This is a genomic window from Pseudomonas sp. GD03858 (assembly GCF_029840925.1).
Lineage (GTDB): Bacteria > Pseudomonadota > Gammaproteobacteria > Pseudomonadales > Pseudomonadaceae > Aquipseudomonas.
In genome coordinates this window covers 13073-37074 of the sequence record NZ_JAOCDM010000044.1, presented here as the reverse complement: position 1 = coordinate 37074, position 24002 = coordinate 13073, and the positions used below count along the sequence as shown (strand labels likewise).

General features: G+C 65.0%; 25 protein-coding genes. 11 read left to right on the top strand and 14 right to left on the bottom strand.

What is annotated here, in order from left to right:
• Positions 1-62: 62 nt before the first annotated feature.
• Positions 63-926: a universal stress protein gene (locus tag N5D48_RS13695; RefSeq protein WP_279885013.1), complete on the bottom strand. Its 864-nt coding sequence runs from the start codon at positions 924-926 to the stop codon at positions 63-65.
• A 156-nt stretch (positions 927-1082) separates the two neighbouring features.
• Between N5D48_RS13695 and miaE the strand changes: the two genes are divergently transcribed.
• Positions 1083-1700, top strand: a complete 618-nt coding sequence (gene miaE, locus N5D48_RS13690; protein ID WP_279885010.1) for a tRNA isopentenyl-2-thiomethyl-A-37 hydroxylase MiaE — start codon at positions 1083-1085, stop codon at positions 1698-1700.
• 1 nt (position 1701) lies between these two features.
• Here miaE and N5D48_RS13685 read toward each other — a convergent pair whose 3' ends face one another.
• Complete coding sequence (locus tag N5D48_RS13685) at positions 1702-2022, bottom strand: DUF883 family protein (RefSeq protein ID WP_279885008.1); 321 nt, start codon at positions 2020-2022, stop codon at positions 1702-1704.
• Positions 2023-2153: 131 nt separating this feature from the next.
• Between N5D48_RS13685 and N5D48_RS13680 the strand changes: the two genes are divergently transcribed.
• A complete protein-coding gene (locus N5D48_RS13680) occupies positions 2154-2417 on the top strand; it encodes a hypothetical protein (RefSeq protein ID WP_279885006.1) in 264 nt (87 codons plus the stop codon).
• A 33-nt stretch (positions 2418-2450) separates the two neighbouring features.
• Here N5D48_RS13680 and N5D48_RS13675 read toward each other — a convergent pair whose 3' ends face one another.
• From N5D48_RS13675 to N5D48_RS13665, 3 genes are all read right to left on the bottom strand, one after another.
• A complete protein-coding gene (locus N5D48_RS13675) occupies positions 2451-3029 on the bottom strand; it encodes a GNAT family N-acetyltransferase (protein ID WP_279885004.1) in 579 nt (192 codons plus the stop codon).
• Between the two features lie 28 nt (positions 3030-3057).
• Complete coding sequence (locus N5D48_RS13670; RefSeq protein WP_279885001.1) at positions 3058-3528, bottom strand: LEA type 2 family protein; 471 nt, start codon at positions 3526-3528, stop codon at positions 3058-3060.
• 88 nt (positions 3529-3616) lie between these two features.
• The gene (locus N5D48_RS13665; protein WP_279884998.1) at positions 3617-4522 is read right to left on the bottom strand and encodes a LysR family transcriptional regulator; all 906 of its coding nucleotides are present in this window, start codon (positions 4520-4522) and stop codon (positions 3617-3619) included.
• 102 nt (positions 4523-4624) lie between these two features.
• Here N5D48_RS13665 and N5D48_RS13660 point away from each other — a divergent pair, with 102 nt between their 5' ends.
• From N5D48_RS13660 to N5D48_RS13635, 6 genes are all read left to right on the top strand, one after another.
• On the top strand, positions 4625-5704 hold the full coding sequence (locus tag N5D48_RS13660; protein ID WP_279884995.1) for an extracellular solute-binding protein: 1080 nt from the start codon (positions 4625-4627) through the stop codon (positions 5702-5704).
• Between the two features lie 22 nt (positions 5705-5726).
• A complete protein-coding gene (gene speB / locus N5D48_RS13655) occupies positions 5727-6692 on the top strand; it encodes an agmatinase (protein WP_279884992.1) in 966 nt (321 codons plus the stop codon).
• 310 nt (positions 6693-7002) lie between these two features.
• Positions 7003-7323, top strand: coding sequence for a hypothetical protein (locus tag N5D48_RS13650; RefSeq protein ID WP_279884989.1), 321 nt, complete (start codon positions 7003-7005; stop codon positions 7321-7323).
• 20 nt (positions 7324-7343) lie between these two features.
• Positions 7344-8492, top strand: coding sequence for a PQQ-dependent sugar dehydrogenase (locus tag N5D48_RS13645; RefSeq protein ID WP_279884986.1), 1149 nt, complete (start codon positions 7344-7346; stop codon positions 8490-8492).
• Between the two features lie 145 nt (positions 8493-8637).
• Positions 8638-9735, top strand: a complete 1098-nt coding sequence (zapE, locus tag N5D48_RS13640; protein WP_279884984.1) for a cell division protein ZapE — start codon at positions 8638-8640, stop codon at positions 9733-9735.
• Between the two features lie 11 nt (positions 9736-9746).
• A complete protein-coding gene (locus tag N5D48_RS13635) occupies positions 9747-10328 on the top strand; it encodes a DinB family protein (RefSeq protein ID WP_279884981.1) in 582 nt (193 codons plus the stop codon).
• Between the two features lie 66 nt (positions 10329-10394).
• Here N5D48_RS13635 and N5D48_RS13630 read toward each other — a convergent pair whose 3' ends face one another.
• The 6 genes from N5D48_RS13630 to yegQ form a co-directional block, all read right to left on the bottom strand.
• A complete protein-coding gene (locus N5D48_RS13630) occupies positions 10395-11393 on the bottom strand; it encodes an alpha/beta hydrolase (RefSeq protein ID WP_279884978.1) in 999 nt (332 codons plus the stop codon).
• A gap of 75 nt (positions 11394-11468) precedes the next feature.
• Entirely contained in the window at positions 11469-11906 is a 438-nt protein-coding gene (locus N5D48_RS13625; RefSeq protein ID WP_279884976.1) for a DedA family protein, read from the bottom strand.
• Positions 11906-12334, bottom strand: coding sequence for a DUF411 domain-containing protein (locus N5D48_RS13620; protein ID WP_279884974.1), 429 nt, complete (start codon positions 12332-12334; stop codon positions 11906-11908). Before N5D48_RS13620 ends, N5D48_RS13625 begins: the two co-directional genes overlap by 1 nt.
• Positions 12335-12461: 127 nt before the next feature.
• Positions 12462-13367, bottom strand: a complete 906-nt coding sequence (locus N5D48_RS13615) for a copper resistance protein B (RefSeq protein WP_279884972.1) — start codon at positions 13365-13367, stop codon at positions 12462-12464.
• Positions 13360-15096, bottom strand: a complete 1737-nt coding sequence (locus tag N5D48_RS13610; RefSeq protein WP_279884970.1) for a copper resistance system multicopper oxidase — start codon at positions 15094-15096, stop codon at positions 13360-13362. The genes N5D48_RS13615 and N5D48_RS13610 overlap by 8 nt, the downstream gene beginning before the upstream one ends.
• 146 nt (positions 15097-15242) lie before the next feature.
• A complete protein-coding gene (gene yegQ / locus N5D48_RS13605) occupies positions 15243-16577 on the bottom strand; it encodes a tRNA 5-hydroxyuridine modification protein YegQ (RefSeq protein ID WP_279884968.1) in 1335 nt (444 codons plus the stop codon).
• A gap of 124 nt (positions 16578-16701) precedes the next feature.
• On the opposite strand from yegQ, the gene N5D48_RS13600 reads away from it, so the two are divergent.
• Positions 16702-17766, top strand: coding sequence for an AI-2E family transporter (locus tag N5D48_RS13600; protein ID WP_279884966.1), 1065 nt, complete (start codon positions 16702-16704; stop codon positions 17764-17766).
• Positions 17767-17865: 99 nt separating this feature from the next.
• Here the strand turns inward: N5D48_RS13600 and N5D48_RS13595 are convergent, their stop codons facing one another.
• A complete protein-coding gene (locus N5D48_RS13595) occupies positions 17866-19929 on the bottom strand; it encodes a TonB-dependent receptor (protein WP_279884964.1) in 2064 nt (687 codons plus the stop codon).
• 223 nt (positions 19930-20152) lie between these two features.
• Between N5D48_RS13595 and N5D48_RS13590 the strand changes: the two genes are divergently transcribed.
• Complete coding sequence (locus N5D48_RS13590) at positions 20153-20395, top strand: helix-turn-helix domain-containing protein (RefSeq protein WP_279884962.1); 243 nt, start codon at positions 20153-20155, stop codon at positions 20393-20395.
• Positions 20396-20629: 234 nt separating this feature from the next.
• Positions 20630-20926, top strand: a complete 297-nt coding sequence (locus tag N5D48_RS13585) for an ogr/Delta-like zinc finger family protein (RefSeq protein ID WP_279884961.1) — start codon at positions 20630-20632, stop codon at positions 20924-20926.
• A gap of 47 nt (positions 20927-20973) precedes the next feature.
• On the opposite strand, the gene nuoN is transcribed toward N5D48_RS13585, so the two are convergent.
• Both nuoN and nuoM read right to left on the bottom strand, forming a co-directional pair.
• The gene (nuoN, locus tag N5D48_RS13580; RefSeq protein ID WP_279884958.1) at positions 20974-22443 is read right to left on the bottom strand and encodes an NADH-quinone oxidoreductase subunit NuoN; all 1470 of its coding nucleotides are present in this window, start codon (positions 22441-22443) and stop codon (positions 20974-20976) included.
• 7 nt (positions 22444-22450) lie between these two features.
• The gene (gene nuoM, locus N5D48_RS13575; RefSeq protein ID WP_279884956.1) at positions 22451-23983 is read right to left on the bottom strand and encodes an NADH-quinone oxidoreductase subunit M; all 1533 of its coding nucleotides are present in this window, start codon (positions 23981-23983) and stop codon (positions 22451-22453) included.
• Positions 23984-24002: the final 19 nt, after the last annotated feature.

Genomic DNA, 24002 nt, shown 5'->3' with positions numbered 1-24002 from the left:
GGGCCGCTACGCGCCCCTTTCGCGACACAAGGCCGCTCCTACAGGGGATCGCGTTGTGTCTTTCAGCCCCGCGCCAACTCGGCCAGGTGCGCCTTGGCCTCTTCGCTCTTGAGCACCAGCACATCGCTTTCCAGCGAGTCCAGCACAACCTCCGCAGTATTGCCGATCAGCGCTCCGGAGATGCCTGTCCGTGCCACGGTCCCAATAACGGTCACCACGGCATCGAGCTTCTTCTCGGTATAGGGGATCAAGACATCCGCCGGCCCTTCGGCGATATGCAGGCGATCGTCACTGACATCGAACTCCGCCTGGAACGCCTTGCAGGCCTCGCGATAGCGCTGCTCGATGGTCTCGGTGAGCTGGTACACCGGGTCGGACGCCGACAGCATGGGAGAAGGGTGGGCACTGATCACGTGCAGCTCGCCTTTGGCCAGGCTGGCAATGTCATAGCCATGGTCGATGATGCTGGCGTGCAGCAGGCGATGGGCTTCGTCCTGGTTGCCCACATCCACGGCCGCGAGGATCTTGCCACCTGTCCATGGCCGCTCGCTCTTGACCATCAGCACCGCACAGGGGCATTCACGCAGCAGCTTCCAGTCGCTGGGGGTGAGCAATGCCTTGCGCAGCGGATTGTCCGGTCGGTGCTCCTTGATCACCAGTTCGCAGCCTTCTGCCTGCTGCACATGGATGATCGACTTGTGCAGATTATCCTTCCAATGCTGCTCGTGGGTGACACTGTCGTAACCATCGTCGTGCAATTGGCTGCTGAGCAAGCTGAGCAGCGCGTCATGATCCTGCTTCTTGTCGCACATCAATAGGTGCAGGCGTGCGCCGGTCACCCCGGCGATCAGCTTGGCCCGGGTCAGGGCACGGCTGTGGGCGTGCTCGGGATCGAGAACGACAAGGATGCTGCGGACGGCTTGCATGAGCGTGAACTCCCTTCAGATTGGCGGCCAATGCCTGACTATAGACGGCGCCGCTCCCGCCGCCGCTTGATATGTATCAAGCATAGCCACTGGTACTCTGGACCGTCGCCGGTATAATCGCCGGTCCCGCCGATGCCTTGTGTGATTGTGAGTACCATGTCCCTGATTCCTGAAATCGACGCCTTCCTGGGCTGCCGCACCCCTGACGCCTGGATCGAGGCGGCGCTGGCCGATCAGGAGACCCTGCTGATCGATCACAAGAATTGCGAGTTCAAGGCCGCCAGCACCGCGTTGAGCCTGATCGCCAAATACAACACTCACCTCGACCTGATCAACATGATGTCGCGTCTGGCGCGTGAAGAGTTGGTGCATCACGAGCAGGTACTGAGGTTGATGAAACGGCGTGGCGTGCCATTGCGCCCGGTTTCGGCGGGCCGCTATGCCTCTGGCCTGCGCCGCCTGGTGCGTGCCCATGAGCCGGTCAAACTGGTGGACACGCTGGTGGTGGGGGCCTTCATCGAGGCGCGCAGCTGCGAGCGTTTTGCGGCACTGGTGCCGCACTTGGACGAAGAGCTCGGTACCTTCTATCACGGCTTGCTGAAAAGTGAAGCGCGCCACTACCAGGGCTATTTGAAGCTGGCCCACCAGTACGGCGACGCGGCGGATATCGCCCGCCGTGTCGAGCTGGTGCGAGAAGCGGAGGCCGAGCTGATCCGGTCACCGGACCAGGAACTGCGCTTCCACAGCGGTATACCGATGGCGCAGGCCGCCTGATCTATTGCCGGCGCCCGAGCAGCAACCCCACCACCAGGCCAAAGCCAGCGGAGATCGCCACGGTCTGCCACGGGTGGCCACCGATATACTCCTGGGTGGCCTCGACCACCGGCTGCGCCTTCTGGCCTAGCCGACTGGTGGCATCACGCGCCTGGCGCAGCTTCAGCCCCAGTTGCGCGCGCAGGCTGTCGGCCTCTTCACCGACCAGCGACGCACTGTCGCTGAGCAGTTTTTCCGATTCCTCGATCAAAGCCTGCAGCTCGCTGAACACCTGATCCTTGATCTGGTCGTTGTCGGCTTGGGCAGCGGTTTTCCTGGCCATGTACACATCCTCGTGAAGGGTTGGGCGTTGAACTGTGGATGCCACGGCGCCGGGAAAGTTGCAGCGGCGTTTCGGTGGCTTGTCGCTACGGTGTAAGATAGCCACCATTTTTCAGTGGCAGGTACTACCCGATGAGTTTCAATCTGGCCAACATGAGCTTCCAGGAACGGGCGCAGATCGAGGCTGAGAAGGCTCGGTTGTTCGAGTACTGGCAAAACAACCTGGGCAAGGCCAAGGGCGAGGCGGGGCGGTTGATTGCCGAGAAGCCGCGACGCAAGGGCAAGTGGGCCGAGTGGGTGCGGGCCGAACTCGATGGCATGTCACCGCCGGAGTTCACTCAGCTGGTGCGCAGCGAAGTGAACAAGATGATGGCCGCCGCCAGCGCCAACCGCTGAGCCAGGCGAACACCTCCAGCACCGCCGCCTGGCTCAGCGTGAATGAGCATCCTGGTCCAGGCGTGTGTTTTCTCGGTCCAGCCATTGCTGGCGAGTGATCTCCCAAACCTCCTGAGGCAGGCGACCGCTGACGAAGTCGCCTTGCCCGGTGCGCAGCAGGTGCATGCCGCCGCGCTGTGATACACGCCTGGACGCTTCATTGGGTACAGCCTTGGGCACGCGCATCACCTCGCGCTCGAGGGTCAGGAACCAGAACGCGTCGATGACCTCGCAGGCCTCGGTGATGTAGCCCTGGCCCTGCCAGGCGGGCGCGAGCCAGAAACCGCGATGGTTGTCCGGCAGATCCATCAGGCTGATGCTGCCGATCATCTGCTGCGGCCGCGCCTGCAGACGGATCGACCAATGCCACTCGCGACCGGCGGCCATCGCCGGCAAGCAGGCGTCGCGCAGATAGCTCAGTGCGCCATCCGCTGGGTAAGGCCACGGCACGCGAGCATTGAGATAGCGCACCACTTCCCAGTGCGGGAACAGCTGCTGGATGGCTTCGGCGTCGCTCAGTTGCAGGGGACGCAGCAGGAGTCGTGCGGTTTTCAGTTCGGGTGTTTGGGACATCGGTAAATCCTTTACCTGTGCAGCCTGTTTACCAACCGGCGCCCGTGCTGGCGGGCAGGTCGAGCTTGCCTTTGTCGGTGAAGCGTACGGTACCCAATGGGCCTCCCGCCAGTTTGCCTCGCAGTACATAGGGCAGCCCCTGCAGGGATTCCACCCGACTCAGCCCATAGGCCTGGCGCAGGAAGGCGAAGGCGGTGATGCTCACCGGCACCACGAGCACTGTCTCGTCGTAGCGGCCAATATGACCGCGTTGATCGCTTACCCCGGCCGCCAGGGGCTGATCGTTGACCTCCAGATTGAGGGCGATGCCGTTGAACTCCACCGGGGTTTCGTTGGGGTTCTGCACACGGATCTTCACGGCCATGCGCAGTTCCAGGTCCTGACCGGGCAGCGGGTCGATACCGATCACACTGATGTTCAGCGGGTCACGGCCCTGGAACAGCGCGCAAGCGTTCAGGCCAAGGGTCAGCAGCAGGATCAGGCAGACGCGGACATGCATGATGATTCGGGTCTCGGGGCACGGGCGAGTCCGCAGTGTGGCAAATGCGCGGCAGGGTTGAAAGTGCGAGGCGCCATGAACGGAAGTGCTACACAGCCTTGGCGTCCTTGAATACCTCCCGCAGGTCCTGGACGAACGCCTGCTGCGCTTCGCCAGGCTGCTGCCGGCGGTGCCAGGCGAGGGTGAACGGCACCATGAAGTCCCGCGTTGGATCCAGGGCTCGCAGGAGACCCTGGGCTTCCCAGGGCGCAGCGCAATGGCAGGGCAGATAGCCGATATGTCGGCCTGACAGGATCAGCGTCAGCGCGCTGTCGATCTGTTCCGCCACCGCCAGGCTGTGCCGGCTCTCGAAGGGCTCGTCCTGTTTGAGAAAGCGATAGGGGTGGCGTACCTGGTCGGCCTCCAGCAGTTGTTCGCGACTTACCCGGGGCTGGCTGAACAACGCATGTCCCAGGCCGCAGTAAAGCCGCTGGCATTCCTCGAACAGCGGCACGTAGTCGAACGCTGCCTGGTTGCCGGAGAAGTAGCTGATGGCGCAGTCCAGACGCTGTTCCAGCAGCAACCGTTCGAGCTCGGCCGGAGGCGCGCAGGTCAGTTCCAGCCGTACCGATTCTTCGCGTTGACGAAAGCGCGCAATGGTCCTGGCCAGGCGCAGTGTCACGCTCGCGTCCTGGTTCTCGGCCAAGCCGATTCGCACCGTGCCCAGCAGGCGCCCAGACACACCGTTGGCCTGCTGGCGAAACTGCTCGATCTGTAGCAGCAGGTCACGGGTGGCCTGGAGCAACAGTTCGCCTTTCTCGGTCAGGCGAAAGCCACCCTTGCCACGGCTGCACAGGCGATAGCCCAGACGCGTCTCCAGTTTGGCCATCTGCTGGCTGATACTGGGCTGGCTCAGCCCCAACACGCCCTGGGCGGCGCTGAAGCCGCCGGCCTCGACTACAGTGACGAACAGCCGCAGCAGGTGCAGGTCGGGGTCGTGCAGTTGTCCAAGCATTACATTGCCTCTGGTGAATGTCAGCTTTGCAAGGTTGCCATTTTTGCAATGTAACCCGACAGGCATGCTGACGGCATCCACCCCCCTGCCGAGGTGCCCGCCATGCGTCGAACGTTGTGCCTGCTTGCCTTGCTGATCGCCCTGCCGCTGCAGGCCGAGGAAAAGGTCGTCAACCTGTATAGCTGGGCCGACTATGTCGCCCCGCAAACCCTGGAGCGTTTCGAGAAGGAGACCGGCTACAAGGTCCGTTACGACACCTTCGACACCACCGAGGTGCTGGAGACCAAGCTGCTGACCGGCGGCAGTGGCTATGACGTGGTGGTGCCGTCGGCCACGGTACTGGCCCGGGCCCTCAAGGCCGGCGCCTTGCAGCCGCTCGACGCGCAAGCGATGCCCGGCTATGCCAATCTCGACCCCGATCTGCTGGCCAAGCTGGCCGAGAGCGATCCGGGCAATCGCCATGCGCTGCCGTACACCTGGGGCACGTTGGGGCTAGGGGTGAACGTCGAGGCGGTGCGCCAGCGCCTGGGCGATGTGCCGCTGGACAGCCTCGACCTGCTGTTCAAGCCGGAGTACGCCAGCCGGTTGAAGGATTGCGGCATAGCCATGCCCGATTCGCCCCAGGAGGTGATCGGCCTCACGCTCCACTATCTGGGCAAGGACCCGTACAGCCAGAACAAGGCCGACCTGGATGCCGCGCAGGCGTTGTTGCAGCAGTTGCAGCCATCGATCAGCTACGTGGCCTATGGTCGCCAGATCAATGACCTGGCCAACGGCAGTGTGTGCCTGGCGCTGACCTACAACGGCGATGCGGCCATGGCCGCCGATCAGGCCCGTCGCGCCGGCAAGCCATTCGAGCTGATCTACCGCATCCCCCGCGAGGGCACGCTGGTCTGGCAGGACAACCTGGTGATCCCGAAGGACGCACCGCATCCCGAGGCCGCGCGCGCCTTCATCGCCTTCATGCTGCGCCCCGAGTCGGTGGCGGCGCTGACCAACACGCTGTTCTTCGCCAATGCCAACCAGGCCGCCACGCCGTTGGTGGACGAGGCGATCCGCAACGATCCGGACATCTATCCAACGGCCGAGGTGCGCCAGCGCCTGTTCGCCGACCGCAGCATGGCGCTGTCCGACCTGCGCCAGCGCAATCGCCTGTGGACCGCCTTCCGCAGCCGTCAATAAAACCAGAGACAGGAGACCGACCGTGGACCTCGCACCGGACAACGACCAGGCCATGACCCGTGACAGCCTCTACGGCACTGCCGCCGAGAGCACCTATGCCGGCATCACCAGCTTTTCCAGGCGTCGCTACAGCCGCGACCTGCGCGGCGTCGATGTGGTGGTCAGCGGCGTGCCGTTCGACACCGCCACCAGCAACCGCCCCGGTGCGCGCTTCGGGCCGCGGGCGATCCGCGCGGCCTCGGTACAGCAAGCCTGGGCCCGTCACTGGCCCTGGGCATTCGACCCGTTCGATCACTTGGCGGTGATCGACTATGGTGACTGTGCGTTCGACAGTGGCACGCCGCAAACCGTGCCGGACAGCATCCAGGCCCATGCCGAGCGCATCCTCGAGGCTGGCTGCGCCATGCTCACCCTCGGCGGCGACCACTTCATCAGCTACCCGCTGCTCAAGGCCCATGCCCGCCGCCATGGCCCGCTGGCGCTGATTCATTTCGACGCCCATAGCGACACCTGGCCGGACGAGGAGGGCAAGCGTATCGACCATGGCACCATGTTCTGGCATGCGGCGCGGGAAGGCCTGGTGGATCCGGCGCGCTCGGTGCAGATCGGCCTGCGTACCACCAATGACGACAGCCAAGGGTTCGCCGTGCTCGATGCCCGCCAGGTGCATCGACAGGGGACCGAGGCGATCATCACGGCGATTCGCCAGCGAGTAGGCGACGGGCCGGTGTACCTGACTTTCGATATCGATTGCCTGGACCCGGCCTTCGCGCCCGGGACCGGTACGCCGGTATGCGGGGGCCTGAGCACGGTGCAGGCGCTGGAGATTCTCGGTGGCCTGCGTGGCATCAACCTGGTGGGAATGGACCTGGTGGAGGTGGCACCGGCCTACGACCACGCGGATATCACCGCGCTGGCCGGGGCGACCTTGGCGATGGAGATGCTGTGTCTGTATGCGGCGCGGCACAAGGTGGATATAGCAAGGTAGCGCAGGGGCCCATTTGCGACCCTTTCCGGCCGGTCCGACGCCTCGGCAGGGCCGCTCTCATGGAACAAAACATAATTCTTTGATTTGACTGGAGCCGCGTGGGAGCGGGCTTGCTGTGGCGTTTGGCACCGGCTTCGCCGGTGATCGCGGGGCCAGCCCGCTCCCACGCTGAAACCCTGTTCCCTGCGCGACAGCGCAGCCCAGGGGCCATACTGAAACATCAGGACCCATATTCATCCTTTTGCGTCGAACCCTGCGCGCTTTAGGCTATCCAACCCTGGAGCGCGCCTTTTCGTACCGGAGGTGAAGCATGAACCCCACCCTGCCAATCCTGGGCCTTGGCCTGTTGCTGGCCATGCCGCTCCAGGCTGCGCCGCTGCCGGCGCCGTTGCTCGCTGCCAACGACAGCAACAACCCGTACAACAGCCCGATCATGCGCGCCAACCCCAACAGCCGCCAGGGCAGCGTACCCGCCACGCCGCCAGTGCGTGGCCCGTCTACGCAGCCCAACCCGCGCCCGCCAACCCTCGACAACCGGGGTATCGGCAATGGCGACAACCTGCGCCGCGAGCAGCAGAGCCCAAACCTGGAACCCACCCGGCCACCGCGCGACTCCCAGCGCGTGCCGTGACCCCTTCGAAGGAACCGAACATGACACCACGCTCCTGGTTGACCACCCTGGCCGCCGCCAGCCTTTTCCCCTTGCTGGCCCAGGCGGCCGCCGAGCAACAGTTCTCCAGTGAGGAAGGGCAACTGATCGTCAGCACGGTCGCCGATGGTCTGCGCAATCCCTGGGCCCTGGCCTTCCTGCCTGGTGGCAAGGACATGCTGGTGAGCGAGCGCCCCGGCAACCTGCGCATCGTCAGCGCCGAAGGCAAGGTCGGCCCACCGCTGTCCGGTGTGCCCAAGGTGTGGGCCGAAGGGCAGGGGGGCTTGCTCGACGTGGTGTTGTCGCCGGAGTTTGCCAAGGATCGCACGGTCTATCTGTCGTTCGCCGAGGCAGGCGCGGATGGCAAGGCCGGTACGGCGGTCGGCCGCGGCCAGTTGTCCCAGGACCAGGCGCGGCTGGAGAATTTCACGGTGATCTTCCGCCAGCAACCCAAGCTGTCCGAAGGCAATCACTTCGGCTCGCGCCTGGTGTTCGACCGCGACGGCTATCTGTTCATCGCCCTGGGCGAGAACAACCAGCGTCCTACCTCCCAGGACCTGGACAAGCTGCAGGGCAAGATCGTGCGTATCCTGCCCGATGGCGAAGTTCCCAAGGACAACCCGTTCGTTGGTCGTGACAATGTGCGTCCGGAAATCTGGTCGTTCGGCCACCGCAATCAGCAGGGCGCTGCGCTCAACCCCTGGACCGGCAAGCTGTGGACCCACGAGCATGGTCCCCGCGGCGGCGACGAGATCAACATCCCGCAGCCTGGCAAGAACTACGGCTGGCCGATCGCTACCCACGGCATCAACTACTCGCTGTTGCCGATCCCCGAGGCCAAGGGCAAGCATGTCGATGGCATGGTCGATCCGCATCATGTGTGGGAGAAGTCGCCGGGCATCAGCGGCATGGCGTTCTACGACAGCCCGACGTTCAAGGCTTGGGACCACAACCTGTTCATCGGTGCGTTGGCGACTCAGGAATTGATCCGACTGCAGCTCGATGGTGACAAGATCGTGCATGAAGAGCGTCTTCTGGGCGACTTGAAGGCACGGATCCGTGACGTGCGGGTGGGGCCGGACGGCTATGTGTATGTGCTGACCGACGCCAAGGACGGGGCGCTGCTCAAGGTCGGCTTGAAAGAAGGCTGATCCGGGGCGACCGGGCCGGCCTTTTCGCGGGCAAGCCCGCTCCCACAGCGACCGCGCCGACTTCGAGCCATGCTGTGGGAGCGGGTTTACCCGCGAAGAGGCCCTAACTGGCGTAACATGGCCTTTTCCTACCCGGCTACCCGGCATGACCCCCGACTCTCTCTACCGGCAAGCCCTGGACGAGCAAGGCTTCTTCCCCGATCCAGCCCAGGCCGCTGCGCTCACCGCACTGCAAGCCTGTTTCGATGCGTTGCGCCAGGGTCAGCCCACCCAGGGCCTGTACCTCTGGGGCCCGGTCGGGCGCGGCAAGACCTGGCTGATGGACCTGTTCCACCGCTGTCTCACGGTCCCGTCCCGGCGTCAGCACTTCCACCACTTCATGGCCTGGGTCCACCAGCGCCTGTTCCAGCTCAACGGCACCACAGACCCGCTCAAGGCCCTGGCCCGGGAGCTGGCGGGCGAGATCCGCGTGCTGTGCTTCGACGAGCTGTTCGTCAGCGATATCGGCGATGCAATCATCCTCGGTCGGCTGTTCCAGGTGTTGTTCGACGAGGGCGTGGTGATTGTCGCCACGTCCAACCAGCCCCCGGACCAGCTGTACCGCGATGGTTTCAACCGCGAACGCTTCCTGCCGGCCATCGCCGCCATCGAGCGGCATATGCATGTGCTGTCGGTGGCCGGCGAGCAGGATCACCGGCTGCATCCTGGAGAGCGACAGCAGCGCTACTGGGTGGCGCGGCAAGGTGGCGGCGCCTTGGCGGCAGTGTTCGAGCAGTTGAGTCCGGATGATCCGGGTAGCGAGCAGCCCGTGCAGCTTGGCTCCCGGCGAGTGCGGGTGGTGCGTCACAGCGCCCGGGCCGTCTGGTGCCGGTTCGCTGATGTGTGCGAGCAACCCTTGGCCGCCATGGACTTCATGGCCTTGTGCGATCGCTTTCCGGCGATTCTTTTGAGTGAAGTGCCAGCCCTGGGCGGCGAGCAGCAAGTCGGACGCATTGCTCGCGGCACCGAGGATGGCGCCGCCCGCGTCGAGGCCGGCGACCGCGAGCTGCCCATGCTGGCGCCCAAGGATGACAGCGTGCGGCGCTTCATCGCGCTGGTCGACGAATGCTACGACCGTCGGGTGGCGTTGTACCTGGAGGCCGAGGTCCCGCTGGATGCGCTCTACACTCAAGGGTATCTGGCGTTCCCGTACCAACGGACCTTGAGCCGGCTACGGGAGATGCAACTGCAACGCTTCGCCTGAAGGAGCCGCCCATGGAGCCGCTGTCGCATCACCTGCTGACCCAGGCCTACAACAATGCCTGGGCCAACCACCGTCTGTACAAGGCATGCCTGCAACTGAGCCACGATGAGTTCGTTGCCCCCCGTTGCAGCTTCTTCCCCTCGATCAAGGCCACCCTCAACCATCTGTTGACGGTGGACTGGTTCTACCTGGATGCCCTGGAGTGCGAGCAGCGCGGCGAAGCCCCCGATCCGGACGGTGAGCGCTTCTTCCAGCCGGAGCAGCCGTTCGCCACCTGTACCGACCTGCAGGCCCAGCAGGTCCAGGCCGATCAGCGGCTGATCAACTATTGCCGGGCATTGCGTGACGATCAGCTGGCGCGCTACGTGAGCATCGTCAGGCCCGATCGGGTGCAGCGCGAGCAGCGCCTGAGGCTGCTGTCGCACCTGTTCGAGCACCAGATCCACCATCGTGGGCAGGTGCATGCGATGCTCAGTGACACGGCAGTGAAGCCGCCGCAGCTGGATGAGTTTTTCTGTGAAGAGGAGGCGGGGTTACGGGAGGCAGATTTTGCCGAGCTGGGCTGGCGCGAGGAGCAGGTCTGGAGCCGCTGAGTGGTCCATGCAGCGTCGTACCTGTGGGAGCGGGCTTGCCCGCGAAGGGCTGCATAGCAGCCCCGGTCATTTTGTCAGCCAGCCGATCAACGCCTGGTGGAACTTGCCCGGTTCCTCGATCTGCGGCGCATGCCCCAGCCCTTCGAAGGTCACCAGTTCGCCCTGGGGGATCATCTTCGCCACCCGCGGCCCCAGCTCCTTGTATCTGCCCAGCGTCGCCTTGACCTCGGGCGATGCGATATCGCTGCCGATTGCCGTGCTGTCCTGGTCACCGATCAGCAACAAGGTCGGCATTTTCAGGTCCTTGAACTCATGGACCACCGGCTGGGTGAAGATCATGTCGTAGATCAGCGCCGAGTTCCACGCCACGGCCTCGTGCCCCGGGCCCTTGTTCAACCCCACCAGCATCTGCACCCAGCGCTCGTACTCGGGCTTCCAGCGGCCAGCGTAGTAGGTGTTGCGCTCGTAGTTGCGCACGCCTTCGGCATCGAGCTTGAGCTCGCGGGCGTACCACTGATCCACCGTGCGATAGGGCACGCCCAGGGCTTTCCAGTCCTCCAGGCCAATGGGGTTGACCATGGCCAGGCGCTCCACCTGTTGCGGGTACATCAGGGCGTAGCGGGTGGCGAGCATGCCGCCGGTGGAGTGGCCGAGGACGATGGCCTTGTCGATGCCCAGCTTCGCCAGCAAGGCATGGGTGTTGTCGGCCAGCTGCTGGAAACTGTACTGGTAATGCGCCGGCTTGCTCGATGTGCAGAAGCCGATCTGGTCAGCGGCGATCACCCGGTAACCGGCCTGGCTCAGGGCATCGAGGGTGGATTCCCAGGTCGCGGCGCAGAAGTTCTTGCCATGCATCAGCACCACGCTGTGACCGTTGGCCTTGCCCTTGGCGGGTACGTCCATGTAGCCCATCTGCAGGGCCTGGCCTTGGGACTGGAAGTCGAAGTGCCGCAAAGGATGCGGATAGGCGAAGCCTTCGAGCTGCTGGCCGTAGGTGGGCGGTTCGGCGGCGATGGCCGTACCTGCGCTCAGGCAGGCCAAGACCAGGACGGTTGCGCGCGGCATCGGGGCACTCCATGTGGGACCAGACGGGAAACGGCGACTGTAGCAGCCAGTTGGCCCTGGGCCTCGTGAAAGGTGTTACCCGGTGTGAAACCAGCCCAGGGTGATCATCGCCACGACGATATAGCGTCCGCCCTTGGCCAGGGTGACCAGCAGCACGAAGCGCCAGAACGGTTCGCGCATGATGCCCGCGATCAGCGTGAGCGGATCGCCGATCACCGGCATCCAGCTCAACAACAGTGACCACTGGCCCCAGCGCTGGTAGCGCTGCTGGGCGCGCGCCAGCTGACTGGCGCTGAACGGGAACCAGCGTCGTTCGCGCAGGTGCTCGATGGCCCGGCCAAGCAGCCAGTTGACCACCGAACCGAGCACATTGCCGAGGGTCGCGACCAGCAACAGCGTCGCCCACGCCGCAGGCTCGCGCAGCAGCAGGCCGACCAGTACCGCCTCGGACTGCAGCGGCAGCAGGGTGGCGGCGCCAAAGGCGCTAATGAACAGCGCCCCGAGGCTGAGCATCAGTAGCTGGCGACCACGGTGTCCCGACCGTCCTGGGTCACGCCGATCACCTGGTAGGCGTCCTTGCGGTCACCCATCTCCATGCCTGGGGAGCCCATGGGCATGCCTGGCACGGCGAGGCCCTTGAGGTCGGCGCGCTGGGTCAGCAGGCGCACCTGCTCGGCCGGCACGTGGCCTTCGACGAACTTGCCATCGATCACCCCGGTGTGGCACGAGGCCAGGCGCGGTGCCACGCCCAGGCGCTGCTTGACCGCGCTCATGTTCGGTTCGACGTGGTCGTTGACGGTGAAACCGTTGTCGCTCAGGTGCTTGATCCATTCCTTGCAGCAACCGCAGTTGGGGTCGCGGTACACATCGATGGTCTCGGCGGCCTGGGCCAGGCCGGTGAAGGCCAGCAGGCCAAGGGTGAGCAGGTGTTTGCGCAGCATGGTGAAGCTCCTGTGAAACAGAACACACCTGGTTGGCTTTGTGGGAGCGGGTTTACCCGCGAATGCGTCAGCGAGCCCACCATCGCATTCGCGGGTGAACCCGCTCCCACAGGGACGGCGTCAGGCCTTAAAAGCGCAGGCGAACCCCTGCCACCAGCCGGGTCTGACCGATGTCCTCGCCATCCTCCCGGGCCTGGTCGGCACGCTGGCCGTGCAGGCGGTTGAAGCTGACCCCGACATAGGGCGCGAACGCGCGGCTGATCTCGTAGCGCAGGCGCAGGCCCACTTCGCTTTCGGCCAGACCCGAACCCTGTTCGCGCCCGGCATCGTTGCGCCCGAAGAAGTTGGCTTCGACGGTCGGTTCGAGGATCCAGCGATTGGTCAGCAGCATAGCGTAACCAGCCTCCAGGCGCAGCGCGGTCTGCTGTCGCTCGCCGGCGTAGGCGGTGGCTTCCAGCTCCAGGCCGTAGAGCGGCGTGCCCTGGATGCCGAAGGCGGCCCAGGTCTGGCCGCTGGCGGGCTTGAAGTCCTGGCGCACACCGCCGACCAGCTCCCACCAGGGGCTGATGGCATGGCCCCAGAGCGCCTGTAGCTCGGCCTTATGGGTCTTGCCCTGTTCGCGTTCACCCTCGGTGCGCAGCCACAGGCGGTCGATGTCGCCGCCGACCCAGGCGGTGGCGTTCCAGTTCAGGGCACCGCTGCTTTCGAAATTCTGGTACTCCAACTGGTCGACGATCACTGCCCAGTTGGTCGCCCGGTCGTGCACCTGATGCCCCGGCAGCGGCGGGAAGGCGGCGCGGCGGTCGGCATCGGTGATCACCGGCAGCGGTGTGCGCGGTTGGCTGGGAGTTGCCGGCGCGTGGTTCATCTGGCTGTGATCCATGGGCATGCTGCCAGGGTTCATCTGGCCGTGGTCCATCGGCATGGCGCCATGGTTCATGTGATCCATGCCGGCGGCCAGGGCCCGTTCGCTGGCCAGCAAGGCCATCAGTGCGACACCGGTGACGATGTGGCGGTTGCGGTTCTCATTCATCGACCCGTACCTCGCGGAACATGCCGGTCTCCATGTGGTAGAGCAGGTGGCAGTGATAGGCCCAGCGGCCCAGGGCGTCGGCGCTCACGCGGTAGCTGCGCCGGCTCCCGGGGGGCATGTCGATGGTGTGCTTGCGCACCAGGAAGCGCCCTTGTTCATCCTCCAGGTCGCTCCACATGCCATGCAGGTGGATGGGGTGGGTCATCATGGTGTCGTTGACCAGGGTGATGCGCACCCGCTCGCCGTACTTCAGGCGCAGCGGTTCGGCATCGCTGAACTTGATGCCGTCGAACGACCAGGCGAAGCGCTCCATGTGCCCAGTCAGGTGCAGCTCGATGTCCCGCGACGGTTCGCGTCCGTCCGGGTCGGGATAGGGGCTGCGCAGGTCGGCGTAGGTCAGCACCCGGCGGCCGTTGTCGCGCAGGCCGATGCCGGGATCGGCCAGGTTGGCGCGGGGGGCCATGGTCTGCATGTCCACCAGCGGGTTGTCGGTCTCGCTGGCGGGGTGGCCTTGCATCATGGCCATGCCGGCCATTTTGGAGTGGTCCATGCCCGCCATGTTGCCGTGGTCCATCGCTGGCATGTTCGAATGGTCCATCTCACCCATGCCGCCGTGCCCCATGTCGTCCATGGTCAGCACCGGACGCGGGTCCGGCTCGGGTACGGGGGCCTGCAAACCCGCTGCGCGGGCCAGGGTGCCACGGGCGAAACCGGTGCGGTCCATGCTCTGGGCGTACAGCGTGTAGGCGGGCAGGTCGCCCACGGTGACCAGTACGTCATAGGTCTCGGCCACGGCGATGCGCAGCTCATCCACGCTCACCGGGGTCACCGGCAGGCCGTCGGCGGCGATCACCGTGAGCTTCAGGCCTGGGATGCGGAAGTCGAAGTAGGTCATCGCCGAGGCGTTGATCAGGCGCAGGCGCACGGTCTCGCCGGGCTGGAACAGGCAGGTGAAGTTGCCGTCCGGTGGCTGGCCGTTGAGCAGGTAGGTGTAGTCGGCAGCACTGATGTCGGCGAGGTCGGTGGGGCTCATGCGCATCTTCGCCCAGGCCCAGCGCTCACCGGCTGCCTTGCCCCAGCCGTTTTCGGCGACATCGTCGACGAAGTCGCCGACCGTGCGCTTGTGGTAGTTGAAGGCGTCGGACTGTTTCTTCAGGGTGGCCATCAGCGCTTCGGGCGCCTGGTCCGACCAATCGCTGAACAGCAGCACATGGTCGCGCTGGTATGCGTGCGGCTCAGGCTCGCGAGGCTCGATGACGATGGCGCCGTACACACCGGCCTGCTCCTGCAAGCCGGAATGACTGTGGTACCAATAGGTGCCGCTCTGGCGCAGGGTGAACTGGTAGAGGTAGTCGCCACCAGGCTCGATGCCGGTGAAGCTCAGCCCCGGCACGCCGTCCATGTTGGCCGGCAGGATGATGCCGTGCCAGTGGATCGAGGTGGGCTGGTCCAGGCGGTTGCGCACCCGCAGGGTCACGGTGTCGCCCTCGCGCCAGCGTAGCTGCGGGCCGGGCAGGCTGGCGTTGATGGTCTGCGCGGTGCGTGGGCGCCCGGTGATGTTGACCGGGGTCTGGCCGATGAACAGGTCGAACTGCTGGCCGCTCAGGTCGTGCAGCGGCAGACGGCCCTCGGCGGCCTGGGCCAGCGGGCGCCAGAGGCCCAGGCCGGCCAGAGCGGTGGCGGCACCCAGGCCCTTGACGAAGGTGCGGCGGGTTGGAGTCGGTGGCATGGCGTGTTCTCGGTGCTGGCAAGGTTCATCCGATCGCGGGGCAAGCCCGCTCCCAGGGTGGGAGCGGGCTTGCCCCGCGATCGGGAATGACACCGATGGTCGCCGCCAGCGCCTGTCAGCTACCTGAAGCGCGGATTACAGAATTGTCAGGCAGCGGCCTCGCCACTCTCCAGGTCGCGCATCAGCAGGCCGAATTCCAGCGAGACCTGCTCGGGAATCGGCAGGTACACCACATGGCCGTCGCCCGGCGCCACTTCGATGGCCTGCTGCTGGCGGTCGCACAGGCGGTGCAGGTCGAAGTGGTAGTTGCCGCGCGGGGTCATCAGCTCCAGGTGGTCGCCCACGGCGAAACGGTTCTTCACCTTCACTTCGGCCAGGCCGTCCACCCGCACCCCGGTCAGCTCGCCAACGAACTGCTGGCGCTCGGACACCGAGTTGCCACGCTGGTAGTTCTGGTACTCGTCGTGGACGTGGCGGCGCAGGAAACCTTCGGTGTAGCCACGCTGGGCGAGGGACTCGAGGTTGTCCATCAGGCTGCGGTCGAAGGGGCGACCAGCCACCGCGTCGTCGATGGCCTGGCGGTACGACTGCACGGCGCGGGCACAGTAGAAGTGCGATTTGGTGCGGCCCTCGATCTTCAGCGAGTGCACGCCCATCCGGGCCAGGCGCTCGACGTGCTGGATGGCGCGCAGGTCCTTGGCGTTCATGATGTAGGTGCCGTGCTCGTCCTCGAACGCCGGCATCTGTTCATCGGGGCGGTTGGCCTCCTGGAGCAGGAACACCTGCTCGGTCGGCGCGCCAAGGCCCAGGGTTGGCTCGCATGCGCGGACGATATCGCCCGTGGTGTTCTCGCTGGCCGGGGTGGCCTGGTACTTCCAGCGGCAGGCATTGGTACAGGTGCCCTGGTTGGCATCGCGCTTGTTCATGTAGCCCGACAGCAAGCAGCGCCCGGAGTAGGCCATGCACAACGCGCCATGCACGAAGACCTCCAGCTCCATGTCCGGCACCTGCTGGCGTATCTCCTCGATCTCTTCCAGCGACAGCTCCCGCGACAGGATCACCCGGGTCAGCCCCAGGCCCTGCCAGAACTGCACGCTGGCCCAGTTCACCGTGTTGGCCTGCACCGACAAGTGGATGGGCATCTGCGGGAAGTGCTGGCGCACCAGCATGATCAACCCTGGGTCGGACATGATCAGCGCATCCGGCCCCATCTCGATCACCGGTGCCAGGTCCTTGAGGAAGGTCTTGAGCTTGGCGTTGTGCGGGGCGATGTTGACCACCACGTAGAAGCGCTTGCCCTGGGCCTGGGCCTCCTGGATGCCGAGGGCCAGGTTGGCGTGGTCGAATTCGTTGTTGCGCACCCGCAGGCTGTAGCGCGGCTGCCCGGCGTAGACCGCGTCGGCGCCGTAGGCGAAGGCATAGCGCATGGTCTTCAGGGTGCCGGCGGGGGCGAGCAGTTCGGGCTTGGCGGGAGAGGTCATGGTGCGCACCGGGGGCAAAAGGCGCGGATGCTAAGACGGCGGCACCGTGCAGGTATTGATCTGGATCAACGGCACTTTTGCCGATGCGCGGGGCACTAAATTGTCGAGCCCTCGAGGAATGCCCATGAACGAAGCTGTCTTGCAGAACAAAGCCCTGACCGTGCTGCTGGCACTGGTGACCATCGCCTTCATCTGGATCTTGCTGCCGTACTCCGGCGCGATCTTCTGGGCGGTGATCCTCGGCATACTCTTCGCGCCCTTGCAGCGCCACCTGTTGCTGCGCTTCGGCGGGCGGCGCAACCTGGCCACGGCGACGGCGCTGCTCACCTGCCTGCTGATCGCCGTGCTGCCGGTGATCGTCATCGGCGCCCTGCTGGTGCAGGAGGGCGCGGCGCTGTACCAGCGCATCGAGAGCGGCCAGCTGGATATCGCCGGCTATATCGAGCGCGGCAAGGACATGCTGCCGGCCTATGCCCAGCATTTCCTCGACCGCATGGGCATGGGCAACCTCGACGGCCTGCGCGACAAGATCAGCAAGTGGGCGACCCAGGGCAGCCAGTTTCTGGCCGGGCAGGCGTTCAGCTTCGGCCAGGGCACCTTCGAGTTCCTGGTGAGCTTCGGCATCATGCTCTATTTGCTGTTCTTCTTCCTGCGCGAGGGCGCGGAGGTGGCGCGCAAGGTGCGCCAGGCGGTGCCGCTGCCCGAGCAGCAGAAGCGCCGGCTGCAGTTGAAGTTCAAGCGCGTGGTGCGGGCCACGGTCAAGGGCAACCTGCTGGTGGCGATCACCCAGGGGGCGCTGGGCGGGCTGATCTTCTGGATGCTGGGCATTCCCAGCGTGCTGGTGTGGGCGGTGCTGATGGCGTTTCTGTCGCTGTTGCCTGCGGTGGGGGCAGGGATCGTCTGGGGGCCGGTGGCGCTGTATTTCCTGCTGACCGGGGCGATCTGGCAGGGGATCGTGCTGACCGCGTTCGGCGTGCTGGTGATTGGCCTGGTGGACAACCTGCTGCGGCCGATCCTGGTGGGCAAGGATACGCGGATGCCGGATTACCTGGTGCTGGTGTCGACACTCGGTGGGCTGGCGGTGTTCGGGCTCAATGGCTTCGTGATCGGGCCGTTGATCGCGGCGTTGTTCATCTCCAGCTGGGCGATCTTTGCCTCGACCAAGCCGCAGGTGCAGTTGCCGTCCTGAAAGGGCCATTCGCGGGTAAACCCGCTCCCACAGGGAACTGCACGAGACCTGTGGGAGCGGGTTTACCCGCGAATGAGCTGCATCGCAGCCCCAAGCTGTTTATCGGAAACTGTAGGAAACCCCGGTATACACCCCGAACCCTTCCCCCGGCGTCGAGCGGGCGATGTCCTGCCCGGCGTCGTTGTACCCCGGTGTCACCGTCGCCGCGTAACGCTTGTTGGTCAGGTTGCGCAGGTCGAGCCAAGTCTGCCAGTCCCGTTTCGGCGAATCCCAGCCCAGGCGCGCGCCGAGCAAGGCGTAGGCATCGGCGTGATAACTGTTGGCGTAGTCCACCTGCACCTTCGAGGCCATCTGCGTGTTCACCCCGGCGTGGAAGCCGCTCGGCCAGTCATAGCGCAGTTCGGCCTGGTAGTAGTGCATGGGGATGCCGGGCAGGCGGTTGTCGCCGAACTTGTCGTCGTCGCGGTAGTGGAAGTCGCTGAAGGTGTAGGCCTGGCGCAGGCTGAGCTTGCCGGTGCCCGGTTGCTCCCAGAGCAGGCTGTCCAGGCCTGCCTCGATACCCTGGTGCACGGTGGGGCTGGCGTTGAACTCCTTGAACGGCAGACCCTGCACGACTTCCACGTTCAACAGCTCGTGGCGCACCTGGGCGTAGTACCAGGCCAGGTCCCAACGCCCCAGTGCCGAATCGCCGCGGGCGCCCAGTTCCAGGGTGGTGGCGGTCTGGTTCTGCATCTTCATGGGCTGGTTGGCGACTGGCGCACTCCAGACCAGCGACCACGGGTGCGGCGGCTCCACCGAGCGGCTGAGGTTGCCGTAGACCTGCAGGTCCGGGCGGATGTCGTAGCGCAGGCCCAGGCGTGGGGCGTAGTCCCAGTCATGCTGGCTGACCTTGCCGCCACTGGCTGGGTAGGTGACGTCGCTTTCGCGGCGGGTGTAGATCATCGCCAGGCCCGTGGTCAGCCACAGGTTCGGAATCAGCTCCAGATCGTTGCCCGCATGCAGCACGGTGTCCGAGCCCTGATAGCTGAAGTCGCGGGTGCGGGCACCGAAGTTGTCGCCGCCGCTGCGGGCGAACTGCGAGGCGCCGCTGTTGGGCAGGTGCTTGGTGGTGCGCCAGCCGAGGGTGGTCTTGCTCTCGTGGCCGAACAGGGTGTCGCGGCGCACGTAGTTCAGCGTGCCGCTGACATCGGTGTAGGCAACCTTCAGGCGCATCGGGCCTTCGCGCAGGTCCATCGGGTAGTCGTGATAGACCAGCCCGGCCTCCAGGCGCGAATCGTCGTCGAGGAAGAAGGTGGTCTTGTTGCCCACCCAGGTGCTGCCCGGTTGCGGACGGCTGTCGTCGCGGGCCAGGTAGGCCGGGTTGGCCGCGCGCGGATGGTGCTTGATCTGGTCCTTGGTCAGGCGTCCGGCCAGGTCGTTCTCGGTTTCCCGGTAGCGCAGGTAGAAGCGCGTCTCCAGGTTCGGGTTGAAGCGGTAGCCGACATTGGCGGCGATGCCCTTGGCGCTGCCGCTGCTGTGCTGCTGGTAGCCGTCGTACTCGGCATCGGTCAAGGCCACGTAGTAGTCGAGGTTGCCCAGCACCTGCCCGGAGCTGATGTGCCGGCGCTGGTAGCCACGGCTGCCGACTTCATAGCGCACCTGCAAGGGCGCGGCATCGTAGCCGGTGTGGGTCACGTAGTTGATCGCGCCGCCCAGGGCCAGCGAGCCCTGGTCGAAACCGTTGGCGCCGCGCAGCACCTCGGCGCGGCTCAACCATAAAGGTTCGAACAGTTCGTAGGGGGTGCCGCCCGGACCGGTCAGCGGCAGGCCGTCGAACATCGTGTACACGCCCGAGCCGTGGGCGCCCGGTGCGCGGTTGATGCCCGATCCGCGGATCGACAGCTTGATGCCGTCATTGCCCGCCGACTGGGCGAACACACCAGGCTGGTAGGCCAGCACGTCCTGGTTGCTGGCCACCCGACCGTTGCCCACCGTGGCCATGTCCACCAGATTGCTGGCACCAGGCACGCTGTGCAGGCGTGCTCGCGCCGCCTCCAACTCGTCCTGTTCCTGGTCACTGATCAGCACCTGATCCAGTTCAACCGGCGCGGCCAAGCCCAGTTGGTTGGCGCCTAACAGGGCAACCAGGCCAAGGCAAGACGAAAGAGGCAGAACAGGACGCATCGTACAACTCCAGGCGAAATGCTGACGGGAACTGCGTTGAGACGAGCGAATTTCAGTCCAGAGCACGGAGCAAGCTGCATTTCGCTGTCATTCAGTGAGAACGTCTTTGTCGGAGAGCTCTTTACAGAGCGGGCGAGTAGAGGGTCGCCGGATGGATTCGTAAGGTGTGGTGAAGATGGTTGTGGGAATTCCCGCTACTACCGACCACGAAGGAAGACGCCTGATGATCTGCGAGATTGAGCGACCGACAAGCAATACTTCAGCGGTATACCTGACCCCCCGTGAGCAGCAGGTGTTGCTGTGGTGCGCATATGGCAAGAGCTCCTGGGAAATCGGCAGGATTCTGCAATGCAAGGAGTCCACGGTGAACTTTCACGTGGGCAATATCCTACGCAAGTTCGATGTCGTCACCCGCGTGGCCGCCGTCAGCAAGGCCATCCGCTACGGCATGCTGGCGGCAGATTGAGGGCATGCTTGCCGAGCGCCTGGTCGGCAAGGGAAAAATCTCCCGGATTGGTTGACGGTGATCGCTTCGGCTTAAATTAAGCCATACGAACTATACGGCTACTGCATTAAGGGAGAAATCTGACATGAACAATCTCTTTTCGGCGAGATCGGTGAGTGCGACGTTCAAGGCGCCCCCTGGAAGGCGATCTTTCCTGGCGTCACTACCGCGCTGCCTGACCAGCAGGGTGTCGCCGTGAGTACTTACAAACTGGTTTGCCCGCATTGCAGCAGCCGCATGCGAACCCGCACCAGCGAAGGTCGCCATATCTTCCTGAGGGTGGCGTACCTGCAATGTACCAACGAAGCCTGTGGCTGGTCGGTCAGGGCCGAGTTCGAAATGACCCATGAGCTTTCACCCAGCGGGATGCCTCGACCTGATGTCCATCTGCCGCCTGCCGGCAGCGAACTGCGCAGGCGTGCGTTGCAGCGCGAAGATGCCGCGACTGCTACGCTCGATGACGGACGCCGATGTTCGGGCATTGATAGCTGAAAAAAAACACCCCGCTCGAAGCGGGGTGTCTTGTTTTACCGGTTCGATCAACCGATCAGTTGCAGGCCCGCCTGTTGCACCATCTCCAGCAGCGGCTGCGGGTACACGCCGAGCACGAAGGCGAGGATGGCGATGGCCAGCAGCATCACGCCGCCGGTGCGCTGTTCCCACTTCAGCGGGGCGTCGTGGCGACGCAGGTTCGGCTCGACCAGGTACAGGGTGACCATGACGCGCAGGTAGTAGTACACGCCGATGGCGCTGCCGATCACCAGGGCGCCGACCAGCCACCACAGGTGCGACTCGACGCCGGTGGCGATGATGTAGAACTTGCCGATGAAGCCTGCGGTCAGCGGGATACCGGCCAGCGACAGCATCATCACGGTCAGTACCGCGGTCAGGTACGGGCGGCGCCAGAACAGGCCGCGGTACTCGTACAGGGCGTCGGCGTCGCGGCCGGCATACGGCGAGGACATCAGGGTGATCACGCCGAAGGCGCCGAGGCTGGTGATCACGTAGGTGACCAGGTACACGCCCATGGCCTCCAGGGCCAGGCCCTTGCTGGCGACCAGGGCGATGACCAGGTAGCCGAAGTGGGCGATGGACGAGTAACCCAGCAGACGCTTGAGGTTGCTCTGGGTCAGCGCCAACAGGTTGCCGATGAGGATCGAGGCGACCGCGATCACCGCCAGCACGGTGCTCAGCACGCCGCTGCTGGCGGCGGGGGAGAGCATGAACAGGCGCACGACCACGGCGAACACCGCGACCTTGCTGGCGGTGGCCAGGAACGCGGCGACCGGCGCCGGGGCGCCTTCGTAGACGTCCGGGGTCCACAGGTGGAACGGCACCAGCGACAGCTTGAAGGCCAGGCCCACCAGCATCATGCCCAGGCCCAGCTGCGCCAGCAGGCTCGGCATGCTGGTGGCCGCCAGGGCCTTGCCCAGCTGGTCGAAGGTCAAGCTGCCTGCGTCAGCGTACAGCAGCGCCATGCCGAACAGCAGGAAGGCGGAACCGGCGGCCGACAGCACCATGTACTTGATGCCGGCTTCCAGCGAGCGCTTGTTGAAGAAGGCGTACGCCACCAGGCCGTACACCGGCACCGACAGCAGCTCCAGGCCGATGAACAGGCCGGCCAGGTGGTTGGCGCTGACCAGCACCAGGCCACCCAGTGCCGACATCAGCAGCAGCAGGTACAGCTCTTCACGGTTGCCCGGGAAGCCCTTGGAGCCTTCGCCCAGATAGGCGTGGGCGAGGGTGACGCAGGCCAGCGTCGCCACCAGGATGATCGCCATGTACAGGCAGGCGAACTTGTCGATGGTCACCAGCGAGGTGACCGCCAGCGGCGCGACCTTGAGCGCCGGCAGGATCGACAGCAGAGCCAGGTTCAGGCCCACGGTGGACAGCAGGAAGGTCTGCGAGTGGTTGCGCTTCCAGGCGATCGCCAGCATCACCACCACCGTGGTGATGGTGGTGATCAGCATCGGCGCCAATGCGATGAAGTGTTGAGTGGTGAATTCCATAGCGCTCTTACCGGGCCGAAGCGAGTTGAGTGAAAGCGGATCCGAGCCACTGCTGCACACCGCTCATGGTGGCGGCAGAGGTGTCGAGGAACGGCTGCGGATACACGCCCAGCAGGATCAGTAGGCCCGCCAGGCCCAGCACCATGATCAGCTCGCGACCGTCCATGCCGGCCAGCACGGTGTCGGACTTGGCCGGACCGAAGTAGGCGCGGTGGATCATGATCAGCGAGTACACCGAACCGAAGACCAGGCCGGTGGTGGCGATCACGGTGATCCACGGAACATGGGCGAAGCTGCCGATCAGGATCAGGAACTCGCCGACGAAGTTGCCGGTGCCCGGCAGGCCCAGCGATGCGGCGGCGAAGAACAGGCTGATGGCCGGCAGGTACGCGATGCGGTGCCACAGGCCACCCATCTCGCGCATGTCACGGGTGTGCAGGCGCTCGTACAGCTGGCCGGCCAGGATGAACAGCGCGGCGGCCGACAGGCCGTGGGCCAGCATCTGGATCACCGCGCCCTGCAGGGCCTGCTGGCTGCCGGAGTAGATGCCGATCAGCACGAAGCCCATGTGCGAGACGCTGGAGAACGCCACCAGGCGCTTGATGTCGGTCTGGGCGAAGGCCAGGAAGGCACCGTAGAAGATGCCGATCAGGCCCAGGGTCATGGCGATCGGCGCGAACTCGGCCGAGGCGTTCGGGAACAGCGGCAGGGCGAAGCGCAGCAGGCCGTAGGCCGCGGTCTTCAGCAGGATGCCCGCCAGGTCCACGGAACCTGCGGTCGGCGCCTGGGCGTGAGCGTCAGGCAGCCAGGAGTGGAACGGCACCACCGGCAGCTTCACCGCGAAGGCGATGAAGAAGCCCAGCATCAGGATGTACTCGACGCCGGCCGGCAACTCGGCCTTGAGCAGGTCGCTGTAGTTGAAGGTGATCACCCCGGTGTTGTTGTAGTTGACCAGCACCAGGCCGAGGATCGCCACCAGCATGATCAGGCCGCTGGCCTGGGTGAAGATGAAGAACTTGGTCGCCGCGTAGATCCGAGTCTTCTTGCCGTCGGAGGAGCTGTGACCCCAGAGCGCGATGAGGAAGTACATCGGCACCAGCATCATTTCCCAGAAGAAGAAGAACAGGAACAGGTCCAGGGCCAGGAACACGCCGACCACGCCGCCGAGGATCCACATCAGGTTGAGGTGGAAGAAGCCGACATGGCGCTGGATCTCTTTCCACGAGCACAGCACCGACAGCACGCCGAGCAGGCCGGTGAGCAGGATCATCAGCAGCGACAGGCCGTCGAGGGCCAGGTGGATGCTGATGCCGAAGCGCTTGATCCACTCGACCTTGTATTCGAGGGCCCAGGCGGGTTCGGCACCCGGCGCGGGAGCCAGGGTGTAGTTGCCGTTCGCCCACAGCCACAGGCCGATGCCAAGCAGCAGGGACATGGTCAGCAGCGCGATCCAGCGCGGCAGGGTGGCGCCAAAGCGCTCACCCAGCCAGCACAGGAAGCCGCCGATGAAGGGGATCAGGATCAGCCAAGGCAAAATCATGACGGGTTGGTTTCCTTTG

What these genes read in the sequence shown, in the direction of transcription:
- N5D48_RS13695 (WP_279885013.1), bottom strand. Translation starts at nt 926, where the DNA reads ATGCAAGCCGTCCGCAGCATCCTTGTCGTTCTCGATCCCGAGCACGCC.
- miaE (WP_279885010.1), top strand. Translation starts at nt 1,083, where the DNA reads ATGTCCCTGATTCCTGAAATCGACGCCTTCCTGGGCTGCCGCACCCCT.
- N5D48_RS13685 (WP_279885008.1), bottom strand. Translation starts at nt 2,022, where the DNA reads ATGGCCAGGAAAACCGCTGCCCAAGCCGACAACGACCAGATCAAGGAT.
- N5D48_RS13680 (WP_279885006.1), top strand. Translation starts at nt 2,154, where the DNA reads ATGAGTTTCAATCTGGCCAACATGAGCTTCCAGGAACGGGCGCAGATC.
- N5D48_RS13675 (WP_279885004.1), bottom strand. Translation starts at nt 3,029, where the DNA reads ATGTCCCAAACACCCGAACTGAAAACCGCACGACTCCTGCTGCGTCCC.
- N5D48_RS13670 (WP_279885001.1), bottom strand. Translation starts at nt 3,528, where the DNA reads ATGCATGTCCGCGTCTGCCTGATCCTGCTGCTGACCCTTGGCCTGAAC.
- N5D48_RS13665 (WP_279884998.1), bottom strand. Translation starts at nt 4,522, where the DNA reads ATGCTTGGACAACTGCACGACCCCGACCTGCACCTGCTGCGGCTGTTC.
- N5D48_RS13660 (WP_279884995.1), top strand. Translation starts at nt 4,625, where the DNA reads ATGCGTCGAACGTTGTGCCTGCTTGCCTTGCTGATCGCCCTGCCGCTG.
- N5D48_RS13650 (WP_279884989.1), top strand. Translation starts at nt 7,003, where the DNA reads ATGAACCCCACCCTGCCAATCCTGGGCCTTGGCCTGTTGCTGGCCATG.
- N5D48_RS13645 (WP_279884986.1), top strand. Translation starts at nt 7,344, where the DNA reads ATGACACCACGCTCCTGGTTGACCACCCTGGCCGCCGCCAGCCTTTTC.
- zapE (WP_279884984.1), top strand. Translation starts at nt 8,638, where the DNA reads ATGACCCCCGACTCTCTCTACCGGCAAGCCCTGGACGAGCAAGGCTTC.
- N5D48_RS13635 (WP_279884981.1), top strand. Translation starts at nt 9,747, where the DNA reads ATGGAGCCGCTGTCGCATCACCTGCTGACCCAGGCCTACAACAATGCC.
- N5D48_RS13630 (WP_279884978.1), bottom strand. Translation starts at nt 11,393, where the DNA reads ATGCCGCGCGCAACCGTCCTGGTCTTGGCCTGCCTGAGCGCAGGTACG.
- N5D48_RS13625 (WP_279884976.1), bottom strand. Translation starts at nt 11,906, where the DNA reads ATGCTCAGCCTCGGGGCGCTGTTCATTAGCGCCTTTGGCGCCGCCACC.
- N5D48_RS13620 (WP_279884974.1), bottom strand. Translation starts at nt 12,334, where the DNA reads ATGCTGCGCAAACACCTGCTCACCCTTGGCCTGCTGGCCTTCACCGGC.
- N5D48_RS13615 (WP_279884972.1), bottom strand. Translation starts at nt 13,367, where the DNA reads ATGAATGAGAACCGCAACCGCCACATCGTCACCGGTGTCGCACTGATG.
- N5D48_RS13610 (WP_279884970.1), bottom strand. Translation starts at nt 15,096, where the DNA reads ATGCCACCGACTCCAACCCGCCGCACCTTCGTCAAGGGCCTGGGTGCC.
- yegQ (WP_279884968.1), bottom strand. Translation starts at nt 16,577, where the DNA reads ATGACCTCTCCCGCCAAGCCCGAACTGCTCGCCCCCGCCGGCACCCTG.
- N5D48_RS13600 (WP_279884966.1), top strand. Translation starts at nt 16,702, where the DNA reads ATGAACGAAGCTGTCTTGCAGAACAAAGCCCTGACCGTGCTGCTGGCA.
- N5D48_RS13595 (WP_279884964.1), bottom strand. Translation starts at nt 19,929, where the DNA reads ATGCGTCCTGTTCTGCCTCTTTCGTCTTGCCTTGGCCTGGTTGCCCTG.
- N5D48_RS13590 (WP_279884962.1), top strand. Translation starts at nt 20,153, where the DNA reads ATGATCTGCGAGATTGAGCGACCGACAAGCAATACTTCAGCGGTATAC.
- nuoN (WP_279884958.1), bottom strand. Translation starts at nt 22,443, where the DNA reads ATGGAATTCACCACTCAACACTTCATCGCATTGGCGCCGATGCTGATC.
- nuoM (WP_279884956.1), bottom strand. Translation starts at nt 23,983, where the DNA reads ATGATTTTGCCTTGGCTGATCCTGATCCCCTTCATCGGCGGCTTCCTG.